Below are 18,445 nucleotides of genomic sequence, written 5' to 3'. Positions count from 1 at the left end.
AGCGCTACCAGACCGCGCTCGAACAACTCCTCCAGCGCGCCACGCTGGCCAAGGACACCGAAAACGCCGCGAAAATTCAGGCGCAATTGACCGCCCTCCAGGCGGCCACCGCGGCCCCCAACGCCAAACCAAAACACACCCGGGAATCGCTGCACCAACTTCTCCTGACCAGCGAATGGATCTGGTCCGCCAAAGCCGACGACCGCGCCAATACCACCCACGTAACCTTCACTCAGGATCGATTCGTCATGTCGGGCAAACCGTTTTGTGCCTACAAAATCATCGACCCCTTCACGGTGGAATTGGACAAGAAAATCCTCAAGTTTTCCGACGATTATAAAAGCTTCGAGGTCACCAGTTGGACCGACGGCACGCCCCGCTACGGCCACCGCGTCTTTTGATAGATTTGCCTATTTTGCGACAGGTGTCAGACTAATGTAAACTTCGCTTTCGTCTGCTATGAAGTGTTCCCCCCGCCTGCTGTTTTTCGCGGCCGCCATTGCATGGCCCTTGTTCCGCGGCGGACCGAATTGCGCCGCTCAGAACGCCAGCGTGGAAAAAAATCCGTCCGCTCGTTTCCCCGCCACGGTGAAGCGGGCTCAGCCGCTGGTGGAATTGCCACCGGACGTGCCGGTGCGCGAAGGTGAGGTCGCGCTATGGGCGGATTTCGCGCACGCCGACGCCGAGGGTGTGCCGCTCTATTTGGTGAATCGAACTAACACGGCGCAGTCATTTAGTTCGCAGGATAACGATATTTACATCGAGCTCGAGTACCGGGATGGAGCCGGCGCCTGGCATCGCGCGCAGGCGCATCTGGCAAGTGATTGCGGCAATAGTTACCAGCAGTTCGTGCTGCTCCCACGCCAGTTTTTGACCTTGCGCGGTTATCGCAGCTCGACAGGCAGCAAGCATGCCGTGCGCTATGCCACACAGATCGGAGAGCGTCTCACTTCCAACGAAGGGAAAGGATTGATTTCCGAGGCGGACTTGCAGGCGGTCGCTCTCGACTCCCTCACGGCCAGGGAAATTCCGTTCCACATCCGCAGCCTGATTGCCTGCTGGGATAACATGCCGTTGCCGGCAGATCCCGCTTTGCCAGAGCGCACGGAAGGAATTCGGATGCTCGCGTGGCTGCCGTCAAACCCGCCGGCATTCGAGGATCTGCACCGTTTGCAGGGCAAGATCGAAGCGCTGGCGCCGTCGGCCGCCCGGGATACCGCGTTGCAAGCCATTCGGGAAACGCTGGCAAAAGGGGACGCGCCGAAGCTTGCGCCGGAGGCGTTGGCTCGCCGGTGCATCGATCGCATTGCCCATCGGCCCACGGCCGACCCGGCGATGAGTGAATACATGGCGTGGTGCCTGTTGGCCGATCCACGCTACGGGCGAGAGCCCATCGTGCCGTCCACCGCGATGCGGCAACCGGAACGATGGAGCGAGGTCATCGCGCCGGCGGTGGCGTTGCTCCAGCGTAACGAACGCGGCAAACACGCGCAGGTCGCGGCGGCAATTCTCAAGACCGGCTGGATTGTCGACGCACTGGTGCCGGACGAGGAGCTCGAGGCCTGGGTGTTGTCATCCTCGGAAACTTTGTCATTGATCGGGGCGCGGACGTTCGCGCGACGGGCGCGCTATCCAAGACTCGTGGCCTTGGGATGGAAAGTTCCCGCGGAAAAGCAGATCATGCTGCTGCATGTGCCGGCTTTTCCCAATGAAGACGGTCGTTCCGCGCACGAAACGCGGTCGCCCCGCGACGCCGAAGAATCCCGGTTTTGGGAGCATTGCATGCGGTCCATGCCCGTCGAGGCCGCGAATGCGCTGTGGTCCTATGATTTCCAGAGCGGATACAATCCCTTCGATCGCCAGATTCACGATCTGCTGCGGAGTTTCTTTCGCACGGAGGCCGAGCGTGGGATCTTCGACCATGACCTCGGCGCGCAGGCATCCGGCCTGCCCGTCGCGCTGGAGTTGCTCGCCTCGTGGCGGGTAAAAGAGGATGACGCCCTGCTGGCGGCGCTGCTCAAGCATGGCGGCTTTCAGCGCTCGGAAACCTGGAGTTCCGAATCGGCGAAGCACTATTGGACCCAGTATTTTCCTTTGCGCCGAGTCGCGAAAAATGCGCTGGTCGCGCGCGGGCAACCGCCGGCCGAAGACGTTGTCACTAACGTGGAAATCCCGATCCCGGATTCAAAGCAGGCACCATAAAACGTGGCATTGTTCCAGACCTTCAGGGCCGAAGGACGATCTCGTCCCCATTGGGCACGGCGGAGTATTGCACGGATCCATTTTTGACCGGCACGGTGGTCTTCGTGGTCCCTTGCTCGACCTGGCAGGTTTTCCAGTCGGCGGGGACGGTGGTGGAGAGGGTCAGGGGGTCGTCGTAGGTGGGGTCGGTTTTGGCGGTGAGCTGGAGGCGGAGGCGGGTTTTGCTGGCTTCGACGATCTTCACGGCGGCAGTGTCGCGCTCGGTGACATACTTTTTCCAGGAAGCGGTGTCGGTGATCCAGAGCTGGTCGCGCTCCTTTTCCAGCTTGTCGAGCAGGGCGGTGAACCACTCCACGGGCGTGACCAGCCAATCGCCGCCGACGCCGTGGAAGACGAGGTAGCCCATGTCGCCCTTGGCGATGGCTTTGTCGACGACGGCGAGGGTTTCCTCGGACGATTTGTAGTTGATGGGCGGGCCGGCGAAGGGCGGGCGATTGAGGAGGTGATGTTTGGCCAGGGCGGCTTCGAAGGCGTCGTTGGGGACGATCCAAGGGACGCCGCCGGGCTTGGCGAAGGCTATCAAGTAAGGCTGTTTGCGCTCGGGGTGGAGGGCGTAGAGGACCTCGTTGCACTTGGCCAATTCCGGCTCGAGCTCCTCGGCGTTGTTGGCGCCCTTGTGGGTGAAGGTGTGGTTGGCGACGACGACGTAAGGACTTTTGGCGGCCTCTTCCCATTGGGGTTTCAAATGGGCGTAGAGACTGTTGCCGGTGACGAGGTAGAAGGTGCCGACGATCTTGCGCTTCACCAGTTCCGGAACCACGTTCTTGAGCTGGCTGCCGGCACTGTCATCAAACCCGAGGGTGAAGCACGCGGTTTTGCCGTCCTTCCATTTGAGGATTTGCGTTTGTCCGGCAGTGGGCGGTTCCGCACCCGACACGGAGAAGGACAAGAGCGTGGAGAGGGCGAGGACGGGAAGGAGTGGGGGGAGTTTCATTCGGGGGGAATTGGATGGGGTGTCGGTCAATAAATCGGGTCCTTCGCTATTCCATGTGAGGCGCTCCTGGCGTGGAATGGGAAGTGGAGAACACCATGAAGAGCATGAAGGACATGAAGGGAAAGGAAAAGACCAAGTGCCTGCGGCGATCTTCATCCCTTCATGCTCTTCATGCCCTTCATGGTAGCAAGTCAGTGTGGAGCAGGGGCGGCTCTTGACACTTGACAAATCGATCCCTCGGCCTGCTTCTCGGAGCGTCCCGTCGAGGGTCGAGTGGTGGCCTCGATTTACCCCCCACGATTTACGATGCCCGCTGCAATGAGGAATTACGAAATGTCGACCGGCATCTTTTCTTTCCCATCGCGCCGCGTCGGTGCGGCTTTGCTGCTGCTGTTTTTGTTAGCCAATGGGTGGGCGGCAGATGTGCCGAAGCCGCCGTCGACCGCCGGGGCAAAGGACTTCGATCTGCAGGGCTTCATTAGCAAGGCGATCCAGGGCGGGGCGAAGCAAGTGATCGTTCCGGCCGGGCGTTATCGCGTGACGCCGAGTGGGGGGCATCACCTCTTCTTCAAGGACCTGGCGGACGTGGAGATCGTGGCCGACGGCGTGGAGATGATCTGCACGCAGACGGTGCAGGCCGTCGGCATGGAGAATTGCCGCAACGTGCACTTGCGCGGGCTGACCGTGGATTACGATCCGCTGCCTTTCACGGAGGGGCGCATAACGGCGCTGGCGCCGGACAAGAGCTGGGTGGAGTTTGAGATCATCGCCGGTTATCCCGAGAATGCGCTGGAGGAACGTGTGGAAATTTACGATCCGCAGACGCAGGAACTACGGCGGGAGACGGCGGGCTGGTCGAAGGAATTCAAGCCCGTGGGCAACCACCGCTACCGCATCGCCAAGCACACGGGCTATCACTTCAACCCCAGCGCCGACACCGAGCGGGTGGGCGACATCCTGGTGACGAACAACGTCTTTCCGGCGAAGTCGTTCGGCCACGCCATCTCGCTCGCGCAATGCACCGGGGTAAAGTTCGAGAATGTCACGGTCTTCGCCTCGCCGTGCTTCGGCTTCATCGAGGACCGGTGCGACGGCAGCACCTACCTGCGTTGTAAAATCGACCGCCGTGCGCCGCAGGAAGATCCCGTGAAGCGCGCCTTTGCCCGCCTGCGCTCGCTGGATGCGGATGCTTTCCACAGCATCGGAGCCGCCAAGGGCCCCGCGATTCTCGAATGCACGGCGAAGTTTCAAGGCGACGACTGCGTGAACATCCACGGCGGTTATCATCTCGTGACGGGCAGCGCGGGCAGTCGCTTGCGCGTGGCCGCGACCGGACGGATGACGATTGAGCCGGGCGACCCCGTGGAGTTTCTGCCCTATGCGGGAGAGCGACCGGCGGATGCGGTGGCGGTCAAGATCGAACCGGACGCGGGGATCACTGCCGAAGAGAAGGCGTTCTTCCAAAAGCTCAATCTCAACGATCGCAACAAGCGCCGCCTGCTCGGTGGCGAAGCGACTTTTTACGCAGTGACCCTCGACCGCGCGGTGCCCCTGGCCATGGGTTCCGCGGTGTGCTCGAGCCAGCGGGTCGGCAATGGCTTTGTCGTGAAAGGCTGTGACTTCGGCTACAATCGCTCGCGCGGCATCCTCATCAAGGCCAGCCACGGCGAGGTGAGTGGCAACAAGATCACGAATGGCTGGATGGCGGCGGTGCTGGTCGCGCCGGAGTTCTGGTGGTCCGAGGCGGCCAGCGCCAGCGACGTGACGATCAAGGATAACATCATCATCGGCTGCCGGCGGCCCGCCATCGAAGTGACCGCGAAGGGCGGCAACGGCCAGCCCTTGCCGAGCGGCGCCCATCGCGACCTCCGCATCACGGGCAACACGTTCACGCAATCGGTCTGGCCGAACATCCATGTCGCCTCGACCTCCGGGCTGCTCATCAGCGACAACCATCCCACTCCGAATGATCCCGCGAACTTCGTGCCTCCGCTGGAGTCGCGCTGGAATTGGCAGAATGGCCGGCCTTCCGCCATCGTGACCGAATTTTGTGAGCCGGCGCCAGGCCCGAACCGTTGAAGTTCACCCCAGGACGCTTCAGTCGAACAAATCGACCAGGGGCTTTCCTTCGGCGAGGAGATTGTAGGGGCGTCCGAGCAGATCGGTGGCTTCCAGATTGGTCACGCCCATGGCGTGGTAGACGGTCTTCACGATGTCTTCGGGCGCGATAGGGCGATCCTTCGGATATTCCGCGCGGGCATCCGTGGCGCCGAGTTCCTGACCTCCGCGAATCCCACCGCCCGCCATGAGCACGCTCATGCACGCGGTCCAATGGTCGCGGCCGCCGCCGCCGTTGCCGCCGGAGCGCCGATCGCCGACCTGCGGCTTGCGGCCCATTTCACTGGTGACGAGGACCAGCGTGTCGTCGAGGAGCCCGCGCTGGGTGAGGTCTTCCATCAGTGCGGAAAAGGCCTGGTCGAACTGGGGGAGGAGATATTTCTTCAGGCAATTGAAGTTATCGGCGTGCGTGTCCCATCCGCCCGCACTTTTGCACTGCTGGGCGATGCGTTCGTCTTCCTTCCAAAACACGGTGATGAACGGCACGCCCGCCTCGACCATCCGGCGCGCCATGAGGAGGCTGGTGCCATTGATGGTATTGCCGTAGCGCGCCCGGAGCGCAGCCGGTTCGGATGCGATGTCGAAGGCGTGCTCGGCGCCGCTGGAGGCGAGGAGGCCAAAGGCTCGCTCCTGCTGGCGTAGATAGCTTTGCACCTGCATCTCGCCGTCGAGCTCGCGGCGGGCTTCATTGAAGGCGCGCAGCAGCTCCCGCCGCGCGTCCATGCGTCCCGCACCGATGCCGCCCTCGAGGGTGAGGGTGGGCGCGGAGAACTGCAACGGGTGGTCGAAGCTGCCGTTGAGATAGAAGGGATCGTGATCGATTCCCAAGCGCCCCGCGAACTGTCCGGGCCGGGTATAGGGAAGCTTGCTCGGCTTGTGCGGGAGGGTGATGACCTGGGGTAGCCGGGGATGCAGCGGGCGGCGCGAGCCGACCACCGAGCCCATGAAAGGCCAGTCGTCCGGATAAGGTCGGCGGTCGTTGCCCTGCTGCTTGAAAGTCAGATCCGGGGCGTGGCCGGTGAGATTGTAATAGTAACCGGCATGATGGTCGCCGGTGGCTTGTCCCCCATCGGTGACTCCGTGGACGAGGGCAAAGCGATGCGCCTGCCGGCCGAGCAGCGGCAGATGCTCGCAGAGGTGAATCTCCGGGGAAGTAGTGCGGATCGGCTGGAACTCCCCGCGGAACTCGAGCGGCGCCTCGGGCTTCATGTCCCACATGTCGATATGGGAGGCGCCGCCGCAGAGAAAGAAAAGGATGGTGGATTTGGCGGGCTTGCGCACGGCGCTCGCTTCGGGCGCGGGCACCGGCGACGGCGCTCCGAAAGACCTCGGCGCCAGCCGCAGCCCGGCCAGGCCCATGGTGGATGCCGTGAGAAACGCCCGGCGATTCAGCGGTGTTTGAAAAAGAGCCATGGTGGCGAGGGGGGGAAGCTCCCCAACGTGGGGGGCCACTACCGATGACCCTTTCACGCCCCGCATTCTTGGCCACAAAATGCCGGTTAGCCCACGCCGGGAAGAGGAGGGCGGACAGGCGGCTAATATCGACGATCCTTGCTCCTGTCTTCTTTCGACAAGCTCAAGATAACAGAGGGTGCTCCGCTACCGCGCTACGACCGCCCACACGCGCTGCTCCGCGATCTCCTCGTTGAGCGGTTTGTAAAAGAGGCAGGCGCCGGCACTGAGAATGACAAGCACCAGGGTGAGGATGCCGATCACCTTCCGGGCGTAGCTGATCTCCTTCGATCCTCTCGCCCGCGTTCCAGCCTTGTTTAATTTGCCCCGCGCAGCGTCGCGCTCGTAGCTCCTGCGCGCGTCTTCCCCCATCTCTCGATAGCAGGTAAAGCAGACGCGAACCGCAGGGCTGAAGTTCCAGATAAAGCCGGGATGATGGGCTTTCTGGCAATGCAGGCAGGTGACCGACTGCTCGACATGGGACATGATCGCGAGCGGGCCAATGGCAGAAGACCGGGGCGAAGACGTGCTAACTTTCATAATTTCTATAACCACGATGCACAAAACGTACCTGTACTCTTAAAAAGATTACGGTAATTACGTATTTTTATTACGTATCCACCCTTCCCTCAGGGCGGTGCTGAGCCCCGGCTTACTTTACCCGCTTTGAGTTCCACGGGCGGTCACCGTCGAGAACGGCTCTGGCGGTCTTGAGGCCGGAAGAAAACGTAAACATAAAGGTTCAATATCCCGCAACGACGCGTCCGGCGGCGTCGCGGCGGAGAAGGCGCTTGCGCAGAGGAAACACCGTCTGCCAAGTTTCCCCTCCCTATGACCCCTTCCCTGAAATCTTCCCCGATCCATTTCATGCTGAGCACCGGAATCTGCGTCCTCCTCCTGGGCAGTGCGGCCTGGAGCGAGGAAGCGCCGGAGAAGGCGCGCGCGCTGCTCGACCAAGTGACCAAAAGCGAGCAGGACCGGCAAATTGCTGCCAAGCAGAAGGAGATCGAGCGTCTGCAGGAAGATCAGGCCAAGACCGAGCGCGACTCCAGTAGCCTCAAGGAAACGATGGAATCGACCTCGGGTCTGATCGATGAGACCAGCGCGCATCTGGCGACCCTGACTGCCGACAGCCGGCGATTGCAGCACGAACTGGCCGTCTCCGAGGCCTGGACCAATGCGGAAACGCTCAAAATCGCCGGGCTGCGGGCGCTGACGGAGGCCCAAGGCAAATCGCTGGCCGCCGCGACCCGCCGCGCCGAAGAAGCGGACGCTCGCTCCCATCTCATGACGGTGGAAATGGAGATCCTGCAAGCCGGCAAGCAGGTGCCCGGCGAACTCCGTGAAGGCTCACAGGGCGATCTCGCCAAAGCAAGCAAGGCCGTGGCCGTCGCAGAATCGAAGGCCGACTCGGAGGAACGCCTCGCCCACGAGGCGATGAAAGCGGCCGCCGCCAAGATGGCGGTGGCGGAAGCGAAGGCCGCAACGGCGCGGCGCCTCGCGGACAACGATCTCACTCTGGAACCGACGGTGGTGACGAAGGCGAAGGCGAAACCTCCGGTGAAACCCACTGAAAAACTGGCCCCGATCGCCGCTCCTCCGAAGCCCGCGGCCAACGCGGCGACTACTGCCAAGCCCACCCCGAATACCGGGGCGGCCAAGCCCAACAAGGCACCTGCACTTCGCTAATCGACGGCCAAAGCCTCTGTTTTAAAAAACTCGCACCTTAAATCGGCTTAAGGGGGCTTAAGGCACCTTAAATCCGCTTCCTTTTCTTCGCCGGGGTCTTGACCGAGTTCCTGGCGGATGGCCGGCGGGAAACGGGCTATCTTGTCATGGCGAGCGTCGTGGGAATCGTCGGAGTTCATGCGGGGAGTGTGCCATAACCCGGCGGAAAATGTGCATGGCCCCATGGGGTCCATGGGCTCCATTGCGGAAAATTTGGCCCGCACGTCCAAAACAGTGGCCTGCGAGAGTGGTCTCCGGTTTCGTTCGTTACCGTCTGCGGATTCTCGTCGGGACCAAGGCGAAGATGACACGCGTGGGCATTCTACTTCGCCGATGAAACGGCGTCGGGCTTCAGGTGCTTGACCAGAAACTTCTCCAGCGCCTGCGGATCGGAACCATCGCCGGCCGTCTGCAGGACGTTTTCCACGCCCGCCGCATCCAGCTTCTCTTTCAGCATCACGCCGAACTCGGGATGGTGAATCGAGTTGTTGATTGGGGTATTTTCCGGCAGCGGCGTTCCTCCCAAGGGAAAGACGTACTGCATGAACGTGGGCGGAGCGTTCCGGGTGACGTGGGTGATCGCACTGGCATCAGCGACCAGTTTTTGCTTATCGGGAGCATTCAGTTCCTCGAGACTTTTCACTCCGAAGAAGGGCAGCAGTGCGCCCGTGACCGTGCGATCGCCGCCAATGCGCTGGAGAATGAGCTTCGAATCGAGGGTCGTGGGACCCGATTGCGGAAGGATGCAGGTCACCCGTGTGGAGAAGCGCTCCACGGGATCCGGCGAGGCCGGTTTTGCCATGTCGTCATGATACGCGATCCACAGGCAGATGACGGCGCCGGCGGAACTTCCCGTGAGCGCGATGCGATGGGGATCGATGTTCCATTCTTTCGCCTTGCTCCGCACAAATTGCACGACACGCGCCGAATCCAGCATCGGCGCCGGGAAGGGGGCGGCATCGGGAGTGCCCGTCGCGAACCGATAGTTCGCCGCGACCACGGCGATTCCTTTTTGGAGGAGGGCGTCGGGATGAGGAAAGGGGTCGGGATTGAAACTCTTTTTGTCGCCGCCCAACCAGCCGCCGCCGTGGAAGAAAATCAGCACGGGTGCCGGACGCGCCGTCTTCACCTGGTAAACATCGAGGACATCCCGATCGTACTTCCCGTAGCGAACATCCGCGAGAGTCGGCGCGGGTGGGACGCCTTGGGGGCGGAGCAGGGATGGCAGTGCGAGCAGGCCAGCGAATGCCAGGACCGCGAGGCGGCGAGCGGGAAGAGTTTTCATAGGGGGTCCCATGAGAGTGATGGGAGTGTTCTCTCCCCTTGCTCTGCCTGACAAGATTTGTTCCCTCGTTTTTTCAGCCCTCGTGGGTAGGGCAAGGGGCGGCTACCCGCCCTTGAAAGCCAGGCTCGGCAAACCCGTTTCCGAAGTGGCGTGGCCTTCGAAATCGGTCCAGCAATGCCGTTGAAAATCGTAGAGCTTACAGATCCGGCACAATTCCCAGTACTGCCCCAGAGACCAAGGGATGACCGCGGCATGCTCCTCACAACTTTGCTCCAGCAAGCGCTGGCTTTGCGGCAGGTGATAGAGCGGGATCGCCGGGTCGATGTGATGGGCGGCGTGGTCCATGATGTTGTTGAAGAGTCTTTCGACCGGGAAAGGAAAAACCACATGCGTGGAGCTCTTGAGCTGGACGTGGTAGAAGGACCACTCGGCCGGATCGTCGTACCATGCCAGTCGCGGATGCGTGTGCTGAATGAAGGAGACGAAGCCCATGAATTGGATCCAGAGCACCCAAGGCAGGATCACATCGAAGAAGGCATACGCGAGGGGCGGCAAAAACAGTCCCGAGGTGTGGCGGGCGAGGAGATACATCCCGAGGACTTGCAGGGCAAAGAAACCGCAGACGAGCAGACGATCCCACTCGAACTGCCGGCGCAGCGGCGGGCGGCGCTCCTTGCGGGGAAAGAGCAGGTAGCCAAAGTAAAAGCTGATGAGATAGCTGAGACCGGGGCCCAGCGGCGAACGATAGAGCTTTTCCAGCAGCCGGCGCCAACGGGGCAGCCGGTCGTAGTCCTCCATGGTGAGCGGCACGAAATCGGGGTGCTTGCCGCGCAAATTGGTGCCGCCGTGGTGGAGGGTGTTGTGCGCATGAACCCAGGCCGCGTAGGGATGCCAGGCCGGCAGCAGGACCAGCCGCCCGAGCAGACGGTTCAGCCAGATGTAGGGCGTGAAGCTGTTGTGCGCCGCATCATGGCCAATGACGAACAAGCTGCCAATAAAGAGAGGCGCCAGGCCCAGGGAAATCGTTCGCCCCAAGAAGGTGGGCAGCCAGACGGCGCCGACCATGGAGGCGACATAACCGGCAGCCGCCAGGGCCAGAAGCAGGCCAGCGCGCACCAGGCTCCTCTGCCGCAACACCCCCGGCAGGCCCGCCCGCCACCGCCGCGCCGCTTCGCCTGCCGGATGGGCATTCGTGGTTCGCACCGGAGGGGGGTTGGCGAGTTCTCGCATTGGCGCCACCTTAACAGGTTTTCGAGAACTTCCACCGTAGACAAGTCCCCGGAGGCAAGAATAGGAGTTGGTCAAAATCTCGAGGGGCAGCCTGTTTCGCCACCTACAATTCACAGATTGCGCACGCCTTCGGCTTGGCTACGCTCCCGCGACCTGCGTTATTCCAGTGGCCACCCCATCCCGCGCCCTGCCTTGCACACTCCCACATGACCCGTACCCGACTGACGATTGAAGCCGGAAAAGCGGAGCAACACTACTGGGCGGATCTCTGGCGGTACCGCGAGCTGTTTTATTTCCTCTCCTGGCGGGACTTGCTGGTCCGTTACAAGCAGACCGTGATCGGAGTGTTGTGGGCGGTGTTGCGCCCCGTGCTGACGACCGCCGTGTTCGTCTTCGTTTTCGGCCGCCTGGCGAAGATGCCCTCGGAAGGGGTGCCCTACCCCGTGCTCGTCTTCGCCGCCATGTTACCGTGGCAATTCTTTGCCTCGGCGTTGACAGAGGCCAGCGGAAGCCTGGTCGCGAATGCCAACATGATCTCCAAGATCTACTTTCCGCGGCTCATCATTCCGGCGAGTGCGATCATCGTCGCCTTTGGCGATTTCCTCATTTCGCTCGGGATTCTCGCCGTCCTCATGGTCTGCTACCACATCGTCCCCACCTGGCATTTGCTTCTGCTCATTCCGCTCACCGGCGTGGCGCTGCTCGCCGCCTTCGGTGCCAGCCTGTGGCTCGCCGCGCTCAATGTGGAATATCGCGATTTCCGTTACGTGCTCCCGTTCATCGTCCAGTTTGGCCTCTATCTGTCACCCGTGGGCTTCAGCAGCAGCATCGTGCCGGAAAAGTGGCGGCTGCTCTATTCGCTCAATCCCATGGTCGGCGTGATCGACGGATTCCGTTGGGCCATTACCGGCACTGAGTCCCTCATCTACTGGCCCGGGTTTGGCGTTTCGCTGTTGCTCATGGTGCTCATCGCCCTGAGCGGACTCTGGTACTTCCGCAAAACGGAACGGGCCTTTGCCGATGTCATCTAGCCGTATGAGCGAACCCGCCATCCGCGTCGAAAACCTCGGCAAGAAATATCGCCTCCGCCACCAGCAGGAAGGCCTGCGCTACAAGACGCTGCGCGAAGCGCTGACGCGCGCGCCTCAGCGCTGGCTGGCGCGGCGGTCCGGCGCCGGCTCGCTGCCGTCTGCTTCCGAAGATTTCTGGGCGCTGCGCGATGTCTCGTTTGAGATCCCGCAAGGGCAGGCCGTGGGCATCGTGGGGCGCAACGGCGCGGGCAAGTCCACGCTGCTCAAGCTATTGAGCCGCATTACCCAGCCGACCACGGGACGGATCGATATCGAGGGCCGGATCGCCAGCCTCCTGGAAGTCGGCACCGGGTTTCATCCCGAACTCACCGGCCGGGAAAATATCTACCTCAATGGGGCCATTCTCGGCATGACTCGCGCCGAGATCAAAAGCCGCTTCGATGAAATCGTCGCCTTTTCGGAAGTGGAGAAATTCCTCGATACGCCGGTCAAACATTTCTCCAGCGGCATGTACATGCGTCTGGCCTTTGCCGTCGCCGCCCATCTCGAGCCCGAAATTCTCATCGTCGACGAAGTCCTGGCCGTGGGGGACATGGAATTTCAAAAGAAGTGCCTCGGCAAAATGGAGGATGTGAGCAAAGGCGGGCGCACCGTGCTTTTCGTGAGCCACAACATGGATGCCATCCTGCGGCTGTGCAGCCGGGCCATTCATCTGTCGAAAGGCGGGGTCGTCGAGGTGGGGACGGCCCAGTCCGTCGTCGCCCAGTACCTGGCCAGTCACAAAGCGCAGCCGGCCAAGGTGGTCTTCCCCGCAAATCCTGCGGATCAAATGTCTCGCCGCAATCTCGTCTTGCTCAGCGCGGAATGGCCGGATTCTCCGGCGTTTCCACCCTGGACCATCCCCTTCGGCGAAGAGATTTCCTTCTTCATCACCTTCGAGTGTCATCAGCCGGTGCATGCCGCCGAACTCGGGCTCGCGCTGTACGCGCCGACTGGCACGGAGATCGCCTCCACCTCCAGTGTCGCCACACTGCCCGACATCCGCCTCGCGCCGGGCATCCACGGCTTTCAGGTTACCTATCGGTCATTCAAGCTGGTGCCCAATCACTATAATTTTAGCCTCGGGCTGAAATCCAATTTCGGCATGGAAGACTACCTTTCCAAGAGTTTTTCTCTCGATGTGATTCAGTCAGCCCAATCGAGTGCCACCAAGGCGGACACCTTTTTAGGCTACGTCGTTCCGGAAGTTCATTATGTCCTTGTCTAACGCGACTTTTCTCAACCGAGCCAGGACACTGGCCAACAAAGTCATCTCGCACCTCGGGTTCGAAGTGGTCCGCCGGCCCCGCCCCAGAGGGCGCGATACGGATTTGATCCCACTGCAAATCGGCAACTTCCGCTTGTTCCTTCAGGTAAATAATCCCGTTTGGAGAGAGCATGAAAAAAACCCGGAATACACCGCGCAATTGGGTCGCTTAGCCGCCTGTGTTTTCGCTGCTTACCCTGACGGATATTTAATAGATGTCGGAGCCAATATCGGCGACACTGCAGCCATCGTCCGAAGCAAGGTGGATGCGCCAATCGTCTGTGTGGAAGGTGACGAGGCGATCTTCCCTTTACTCCAGAAAAACATTTCCTCGATGCGGGAGGTAGTGGCCTACCAATATTTCCTAGGGGAGAAGACGGAGGATCTGCGCTTTATGACGCAAAAAAGCGGCTGGGACACCACCTTGATCCCCATCCACGGCGACACCGAAGTCGCCGGCAAAGTCATTCCGCTCCTTTCTCTGGATGATTTAGTCGCGGGGCTAGCCTCCCCCAAAACCTGCAAGCTGCTCAAACTTGACATCGAGGGCTTCGACCTTCGCGCGCTCCGCGGCGCACGGAATCTGTTATCCAAAGACAAACCGACGGTCTTCTTTGAATTCAATCACGACAACCTCACCTCACTGGGGGAAAACGGCAGGGAGATATTTCCCTATCTCGCTTCGCTCGGATACGAGCGATTGTGTATCTATGATTCCCAAGGTAACTTGATGATTTCCTGTCGGACGTCGGACACCGCGACCTTAGATGACCTTGACGACTATGCGAGAGCTTTGGACGGATTGTTCTACTACGATATTTGCGCCTTTCAATCCTTTGACGGGGAACTGGCCAAACGCTTTCTGGCCTCAGAACGAACTTATCGAAAATCCATCATCCAACGTAAACGCGGGCACGGACTTGTCCAAAGTCCCTGCGGCGCTTGAACTATGCCGCTTTCCAATTCAGTGGTCGCGAGGGGAAACTCGGAGCAGACTGAACAGTGCGCCGAAGGCGATTTCGCGGACACCTCTGCCAAGGTGGTTAGTCGAAATGTCGGCTTTGCAGAGCGGTGCACCTTACGAAATGGCCTGCTTTTGGAAACCTTTAAAGTGTTCGCGCATATTGATTTGGATATCTACCGGTCCATCTTGGATTGCGTCGCTTTTATCGGGTTGCGGCTTCTCGACAGAGGCGTTGTCGTTGTCGATGATTATGGCGTTCCCCTGTGGCTGCCGATGGGTCGGGCCGTAGTTTATAAGAACGTGAATCCTGAACCAACCTTATGACCTTATCGCATCGCTCCACTCGACCCTCCTTTCAGGCAAGGCTTTTCGGCCTGGGCTCCAGGATCCTGACCAAGTTCCATTTGAGAAGCCCTCGTCGAGCGTACGCCAGCGAGACATCGAAATGCCGGGAACGGCTCGCACCCTTTTGTGTGGGGTATGGGCTCGACCTTGGTTTCGGGGGAGACCCCATCACGCGTGCAGCCATCCGTGTAGATAGTCCGCAGCCCTATGCGGATACCGGGGACGCTCCGGTGCAACTGGGTGGTGACGCGCGTCAGCTCATCTGGTTTTGTGATGGCGTACTCGATTACGTTTATTCTTCGCACCTGCTGGAGGATTTTGCGAACACCGAGGAGGTCCTGCGAGAATGGCTACGGGTGCTCAAGCCCGGCGGGCATTTGATCATCTTTTGTCCCGACGAGCAAGTGTACCGAGCACACTGCGCGCAGACCGGGCAGATGTACAACGAGCATCACAAGCACGCCGATTTTTCCCTGCAAAAAGTGCGAGACATGCTGGGGAAAATAGGGGACGTGCAATTCATTCACGAAAACCCGTTGATAGATATTTACTCATGGGATCTTGTCGCGCGGAAATTGGCCTAAGCGCGCCGCAACCATTCCGGCGCTCAGGTCTTTTTATCCTTTTCGCGAGATCCTCCAGGATTGACGTTTTATGGCGACGCCCGCGCAATCTCTGAAACTCGCCGCCGCGCCGCTCCTCGGATTCTTCAATCGAGCGCGGCTCGGTTTTCCCCGACACTATTTCCAAGGCGCCGGCGGCATCGGAGACGATTTGCTGTGCACGGCGGTCTTCCATGAACTGCGCAAAAGGAGAGCGCGAGGGATCGTCGTCAACACCCAGCATTCCGATTTGTTTCGAGGCAGCCCCGACGTGGACGCCGTCATCGACTGCCCTCGTCCCCGCTTGAGCCGTTGGTTGCGCGAAGGCCTGCCCTTTGTCCCGTTGAGTTATGCCGACTATGACCCCGTGACGGACCGTGACCAGCCGCCCGCAGAACATGTCCTGGCTATCATTTGCCGGCTGGCCGGTCTCACCGGACAAGTTGCGCTGCGGCCCTATTTGTTTCTAGCGCCCGAAGAGCGGGCTGCAGGGCGCCTGGCAGACAAGCAGATTGTCATGCAATCTTCCGGCCAGGCGGCCGCTCATTTCATGCAAAATAAAGAATGGCTTCCCGACCGCTTTCGAGAGGTGTGCGGGCGTTTGCGAGAAACCCACACTATCGTCCAGATTGGTTCCGCCCAAGATCCGTTGCTGGAAGGCGCGGTCGATCTCCGGGGGCAAACCAGCCTGCGTCAATCTGCCGCCATCCTCACCAACTCCGCGGTTTTCATCGGCCTGGTCGGCTTCCTCATGCATCTGGCGCGGGCGGTCGATTGCCGCGGCGTCATCGTTTATGGTGGGCGAGAAAGGCCAGAACAAACCGGTTACGTGGCCAATATCAATCTCATCGGGAATCCGCCCTGTTCTCCATGCTGGCTGCGGAATCGTTGCGATTTCGACCATATATGTATGCAAACGATCCTCCCTGAGGTCGTTTTCCAAGCCACTCGAAAGCAAATTGTAAAGCAGGGCATCGCTTTGGAAACGGAAACGGCCCTGCTTTAACCACAACGAGGTGTGCCGAATTTGGGTGAAGCCGCCATACACATACACTTAGTGACAAAGATTATTTTGCCCGCCATCTTTAAAGTGGGTTTATGGGACGCCAGCCCACGCCCCATTCTCCAGACTTGAGCGCCTTTCTTTCAATGTTCACAACTTTCTTTCGCCGTCTTTCGGGGCGCTGGAGCTATCTTGTTTCGCTGCCCACGTTTCAGCGTGCCCCTCTACTGACTCTCTGGAGAGCATTTGCCTGGAGGATGCACTGTTGGCTCAAGATTCCGGCAGTCGTCTACGTGAGGCAATGGAACGCGCGACTCGAGCTCCGACCGGAATGGAGCGGAGCCGGAGTTACACTGGTCTATGTGGTTCGCGACGAATATGAACCGGAAGTCACCTTTCTCGGAAAGCTCCTTGGCCCCGGAGAAACCTTTGTGGACGCTGGGGCCAACTGCGGTGTCTATACCGTGGCGGCAGCACATTTCGTCGGCCCGAAAGGGGTTGTTTTGGCTTTTGAACCCGGCGAAAACTCGCTAGCGATGCTGCGGAACAATGTCGCTCTCAATCGATTCGAACAGGTGCGGATTTTCCCGCTGGCGCTTTCGGAGAACTGTGGCAGGGCCCGTCTTTACGCCCACAGTCACGGCGCAAGCAGTTTCACCTTGGGCCGAACCGAAGAAGACGAACAACTCTCCTCCGTGATCGAGACGGTGACCCTCGACGCCATCCTCGCGCGGGAAAATGTTCGTGAGGTGGACGTGATCAAAATGGACGTGGAGGGGGCCGAGGAACTCATCCTCCGCGGTGCGCCTGAATTGTTCGAGCGTTGCCATCCCAAGATCATCTTCGAGATCAATCCCGACGCCATCCGCCGCTTGCAACTTTCGGAACAGGGCGCTTGGAACTTTCTCGCGACGCGCGGCTACCGCTTTTTCTCGATGCAGAATGACGGCACGTTGGCTTCCATCGAAACCCGGCCAGAAAGCGCGAATGTGATTGCCCTCCATCCCAAAGTCCATTCGCTTCCGCAAGCCGAGCGTGGCACGTATTGAAAATGCGCTCCTTATTCTTAAAAATCAGCCGCGCCCTGTTTGGCTGGCCGCCGCAAGCGAGCCCGCCGGAGGTCAAGCACGCCTTGGTGGCAGGATTCGCCGGCAAGGTGTCCAATCTCATCGAGACAGGAACCTTTCAAGGCGATATGGTTGAGGCCCAACGTCAGCGTTACGCCCGGATCGTGACGATCGAGATCGATCACTCTTTATGCGCGGCAGCAGAAAAACGGTTCGCGGCGTTTCCACACGTCTCTGTCCTCCAAGGCGACAGCGGCAAGGTGCTTCCGAAGGCGTTCGACCTTTGCGAGGGGGCCACCGTCTTTTGGCTAGACGGCCATTATTCAGGAGGGGTGACCGGGGGCGAAGATGCAGACCCGCCGATTCTCCACGAACTGGCCATGATCGCGGCACGCCGGCTGAGCGGAGACGTGATCCTCATCGATGATGCGCGGCTATTTGGATGGAGGCGGGGATATCCACGAATCAGCACGGTGCGAAAGTTTGTGCAGAAGCACTGGCCCAACCATGCGTTTCGCATCAAGTCCGATGTTATTTGCATAGCTCCGGGTGAGTCTCACAACAGATAGTCACCCTGGCAGCGGGACGGTAGTCTTCGCCGTGTTCATTGGGCGGGCCCGCTACGGCCGCGAATCCGATTGAGGATCGGCAGAGAGAACCAGCGGTAGACGATCACCGAAAAACCAAACGTGATCACGAGGGGCACGATGGTGCGCCAGGCATAGGCCATGACACTGCCGTGGGTGGCCCCGGTCGCGGAATGAAACCAGCCCACGATGGGACCGTGGAATAGAAACCACTCATAACTCACCATTCCCGTAAAACGCAGCCAGCGAAAACTCAGCCAGCGCGCTCCCCGACATGCCGGATCAAAGGTGAAAAAGAGCATGAGCAGCGAGGCCACGGCCGGCAGGAAATGACTGATTTCAACGCTCCAGCGCGTGGGCTGGGCGCGGATGCCAAAGCGCGCCCCCCAGTAACCCCAAAACAACAGAGTCACTGCCATAAATAAAAGCCCGACGTAGCCAAACAGGCTCAGCGCGCGCAGATGTTCACGAGCCGGAGCGAGCAGCACGAAAACGCCGGCAAAGGCAATACCCCAGGCAAAGTAGTCCAAT

General features: G+C 60.3%; 18 protein-coding genes. 12 read left to right on the top strand and 6 right to left on the bottom strand.

Going from position 1 to position 18,445, the window contains the following annotated elements:
- Both ABJF10_RS10840 and ABJF10_RS10835 read left to right on the top strand, forming a co-directional pair.
- A partial coding sequence (locus ABJF10_RS10840) for a hypothetical protein (protein WP_348544581.1) occupies positions 1–401 on the top strand: 401 nt, incomplete at its 5' end.
- A gap of 58 nt (positions 402–459) precedes the next feature.
- Positions 460–2,202 carry a hypothetical protein gene (locus ABJF10_RS10835; protein ID WP_348544580.1) on the top strand — a complete coding sequence of 581 codons (1,743 nt, stop codon included), beginning with the start codon at positions 460–462 and terminating at the stop codon, positions 2,200–2,202.
- Between the two features lie 22 nt (positions 2,203–2,224).
- Here ABJF10_RS10835 and ABJF10_RS10830 read toward each other — a convergent pair whose 3' ends face one another.
- Positions 2,225–3,196: a polysaccharide deacetylase family protein gene (locus ABJF10_RS10830; RefSeq protein WP_348544579.1), complete on the bottom strand. Its 972-nt coding sequence runs from the start codon at positions 3,194–3,196 to the stop codon at positions 2,225–2,227.
- A 318-nt stretch (positions 3,197–3,514) separates the two neighbouring features.
- Between ABJF10_RS10830 and ABJF10_RS10825 the strand changes: the two genes are divergently transcribed.
- Positions 3,515–5,275, top strand: a complete 1,761-nt coding sequence (locus ABJF10_RS10825) for a right-handed parallel beta-helix repeat-containing protein (protein ID WP_348544578.1) — start codon at positions 3,515–3,517, stop codon at positions 5,273–5,275.
- Positions 5,276–5,293: 18 nt separating this feature from the next.
- Here ABJF10_RS10825 and ABJF10_RS10820 read toward each other — a convergent pair whose 3' ends face one another.
- Together ABJF10_RS10820 and ABJF10_RS10815 are read right to left on the bottom strand one after the other, a co-directional pair.
- On the bottom strand, positions 5,294–6,727 hold the full coding sequence (locus ABJF10_RS10820; protein ID WP_348544577.1) for a DUF1501 domain-containing protein: 1,434 nt from the start codon (positions 6,725–6,727) through the stop codon (positions 5,294–5,296).
- Between the two features lie 186 nt (positions 6,728–6,913).
- Complete coding sequence (locus ABJF10_RS10815; protein WP_348544576.1) at positions 6,914–7,306, bottom strand: hypothetical protein; 393 nt, start codon at positions 7,304–7,306, stop codon at positions 6,914–6,916.
- Between the two features lie 291 nt (positions 7,307–7,597).
- Here ABJF10_RS10815 and ABJF10_RS10810 point away from each other — a divergent pair, with 291 nt between their 5' ends.
- Entirely contained in the window at positions 7,598–8,455 is an 858-nt protein-coding gene (locus tag ABJF10_RS10810; protein WP_348544575.1) for a hypothetical protein, read from the top strand.
- Between the two features lie 361 nt (positions 8,456–8,816).
- On the opposite strand, the gene ABJF10_RS10805 is transcribed toward ABJF10_RS10810, so the two are convergent.
- Together ABJF10_RS10805 and ABJF10_RS10800 are read right to left on the bottom strand one after the other, a co-directional pair.
- Entirely contained in the window at positions 8,817–9,779 is a 963-nt protein-coding gene (locus ABJF10_RS10805) for an alpha/beta hydrolase (protein ID WP_348544574.1), read from the bottom strand.
- Positions 9,780–9,881: 102 nt separating this feature from the next.
- On the bottom strand, positions 9,882–10,982 hold the full coding sequence (locus ABJF10_RS10800) for a fatty acid desaturase (RefSeq protein WP_348544573.1): 1,101 nt from the start codon (positions 10,980–10,982) through the stop codon (positions 9,882–9,884).
- A gap of 233 nt (positions 10,983–11,215) precedes the next feature.
- Between ABJF10_RS10800 and ABJF10_RS10795 the strand changes: the two genes are divergently transcribed.
- The 8 genes from ABJF10_RS10795 to ABJF10_RS10760 all read left to right on the top strand — a co-directional run bounded on the left by ABJF10_RS10795 (position 11,216) and on the right by ABJF10_RS10760 (position 17,896).
- The gene (locus ABJF10_RS10795) at positions 11,216–12,040 is read left to right on the top strand and encodes an ABC transporter permease (RefSeq protein ID WP_348544572.1); all 825 of its coding nucleotides are present in this window, start codon (positions 11,216–11,218) and stop codon (positions 12,038–12,040) included.
- A gap of 4 nt (positions 12,041–12,044) precedes the next feature.
- On the top strand, positions 12,045–13,307 hold the full coding sequence (locus ABJF10_RS10790; protein WP_348544571.1) for a polysaccharide ABC transporter ATP-binding protein: 1,263 nt from the start codon (positions 12,045–12,047) through the stop codon (positions 13,305–13,307).
- The gene (locus ABJF10_RS10785; RefSeq protein WP_348544570.1) at positions 13,300–14,292 is read left to right on the top strand and encodes an FkbM family methyltransferase; all 993 of its coding nucleotides are present in this window, start codon (positions 13,300–13,302) and stop codon (positions 14,290–14,292) included. Before ABJF10_RS10790 ends, ABJF10_RS10785 begins: the two co-directional genes overlap by 8 nt.
- A gap of 3 nt (positions 14,293–14,295) precedes the next feature.
- On the top strand, positions 14,296–14,634 hold the full coding sequence (locus ABJF10_RS10780) for a hypothetical protein (RefSeq protein WP_348544569.1): 339 nt from the start codon (positions 14,296–14,298) through the stop codon (positions 14,632–14,634).
- Positions 14,631–15,239: a methyltransferase domain-containing protein gene (locus ABJF10_RS10775; protein ID WP_348544568.1), complete on the top strand. Its 609-nt coding sequence runs from the start codon at positions 14,631–14,633 to the stop codon at positions 15,237–15,239. Before ABJF10_RS10780 ends, ABJF10_RS10775 begins: the two co-directional genes overlap by 4 nt.
- A gap of 70 nt (positions 15,240–15,309) precedes the next feature.
- A complete protein-coding gene (locus ABJF10_RS10770) occupies positions 15,310–16,263 on the top strand; it encodes a glycosyltransferase family 9 protein (RefSeq protein WP_348544567.1) in 954 nt (317 codons plus the stop codon).
- A gap of 254 nt (positions 16,264–16,517) precedes the next feature.
- Positions 16,518–17,309: an FkbM family methyltransferase gene (locus tag ABJF10_RS10765; protein WP_348544566.1), complete on the top strand. Its 792-nt coding sequence runs from the start codon at positions 16,518–16,520 to the stop codon at positions 17,307–17,309.
- Positions 17,306–17,896 (top strand): hypothetical protein, encoded by a 591-nt coding sequence (locus tag ABJF10_RS10760; RefSeq protein WP_348544565.1) that lies wholly within the window; start codon positions 17,306–17,308, stop codon positions 17,894–17,896. The genes ABJF10_RS10765 and ABJF10_RS10760 overlap by 4 nt, the downstream gene beginning before the upstream one ends.
- A 35-nt stretch (positions 17,897–17,931) precedes the next feature.
- On the opposite strand, the gene ABJF10_RS10755 is transcribed toward ABJF10_RS10760, so the two are convergent.
- Positions 17,932–18,402, bottom strand: coding sequence for an acyltransferase family protein (locus ABJF10_RS10755; protein ID WP_348544564.1), 471 nt, complete (start codon positions 18,400–18,402; stop codon positions 17,932–17,934).
- Between the last annotated feature and the right edge of the window lie 43 nt (positions 18,403–18,445).

Origin of the sequence: Chthoniobacter sp., assembly GCF_040003245.1 — a bacterium.
GTDB lineage: Bacteria > Verrucomicrobiota > Verrucomicrobiia > Chthoniobacterales > Chthoniobacteraceae > Chthoniobacter.
Note: the sequence above shows the minus strand (reverse complement) of the source record. Positions and strands in the feature narration are given on the sequence as shown.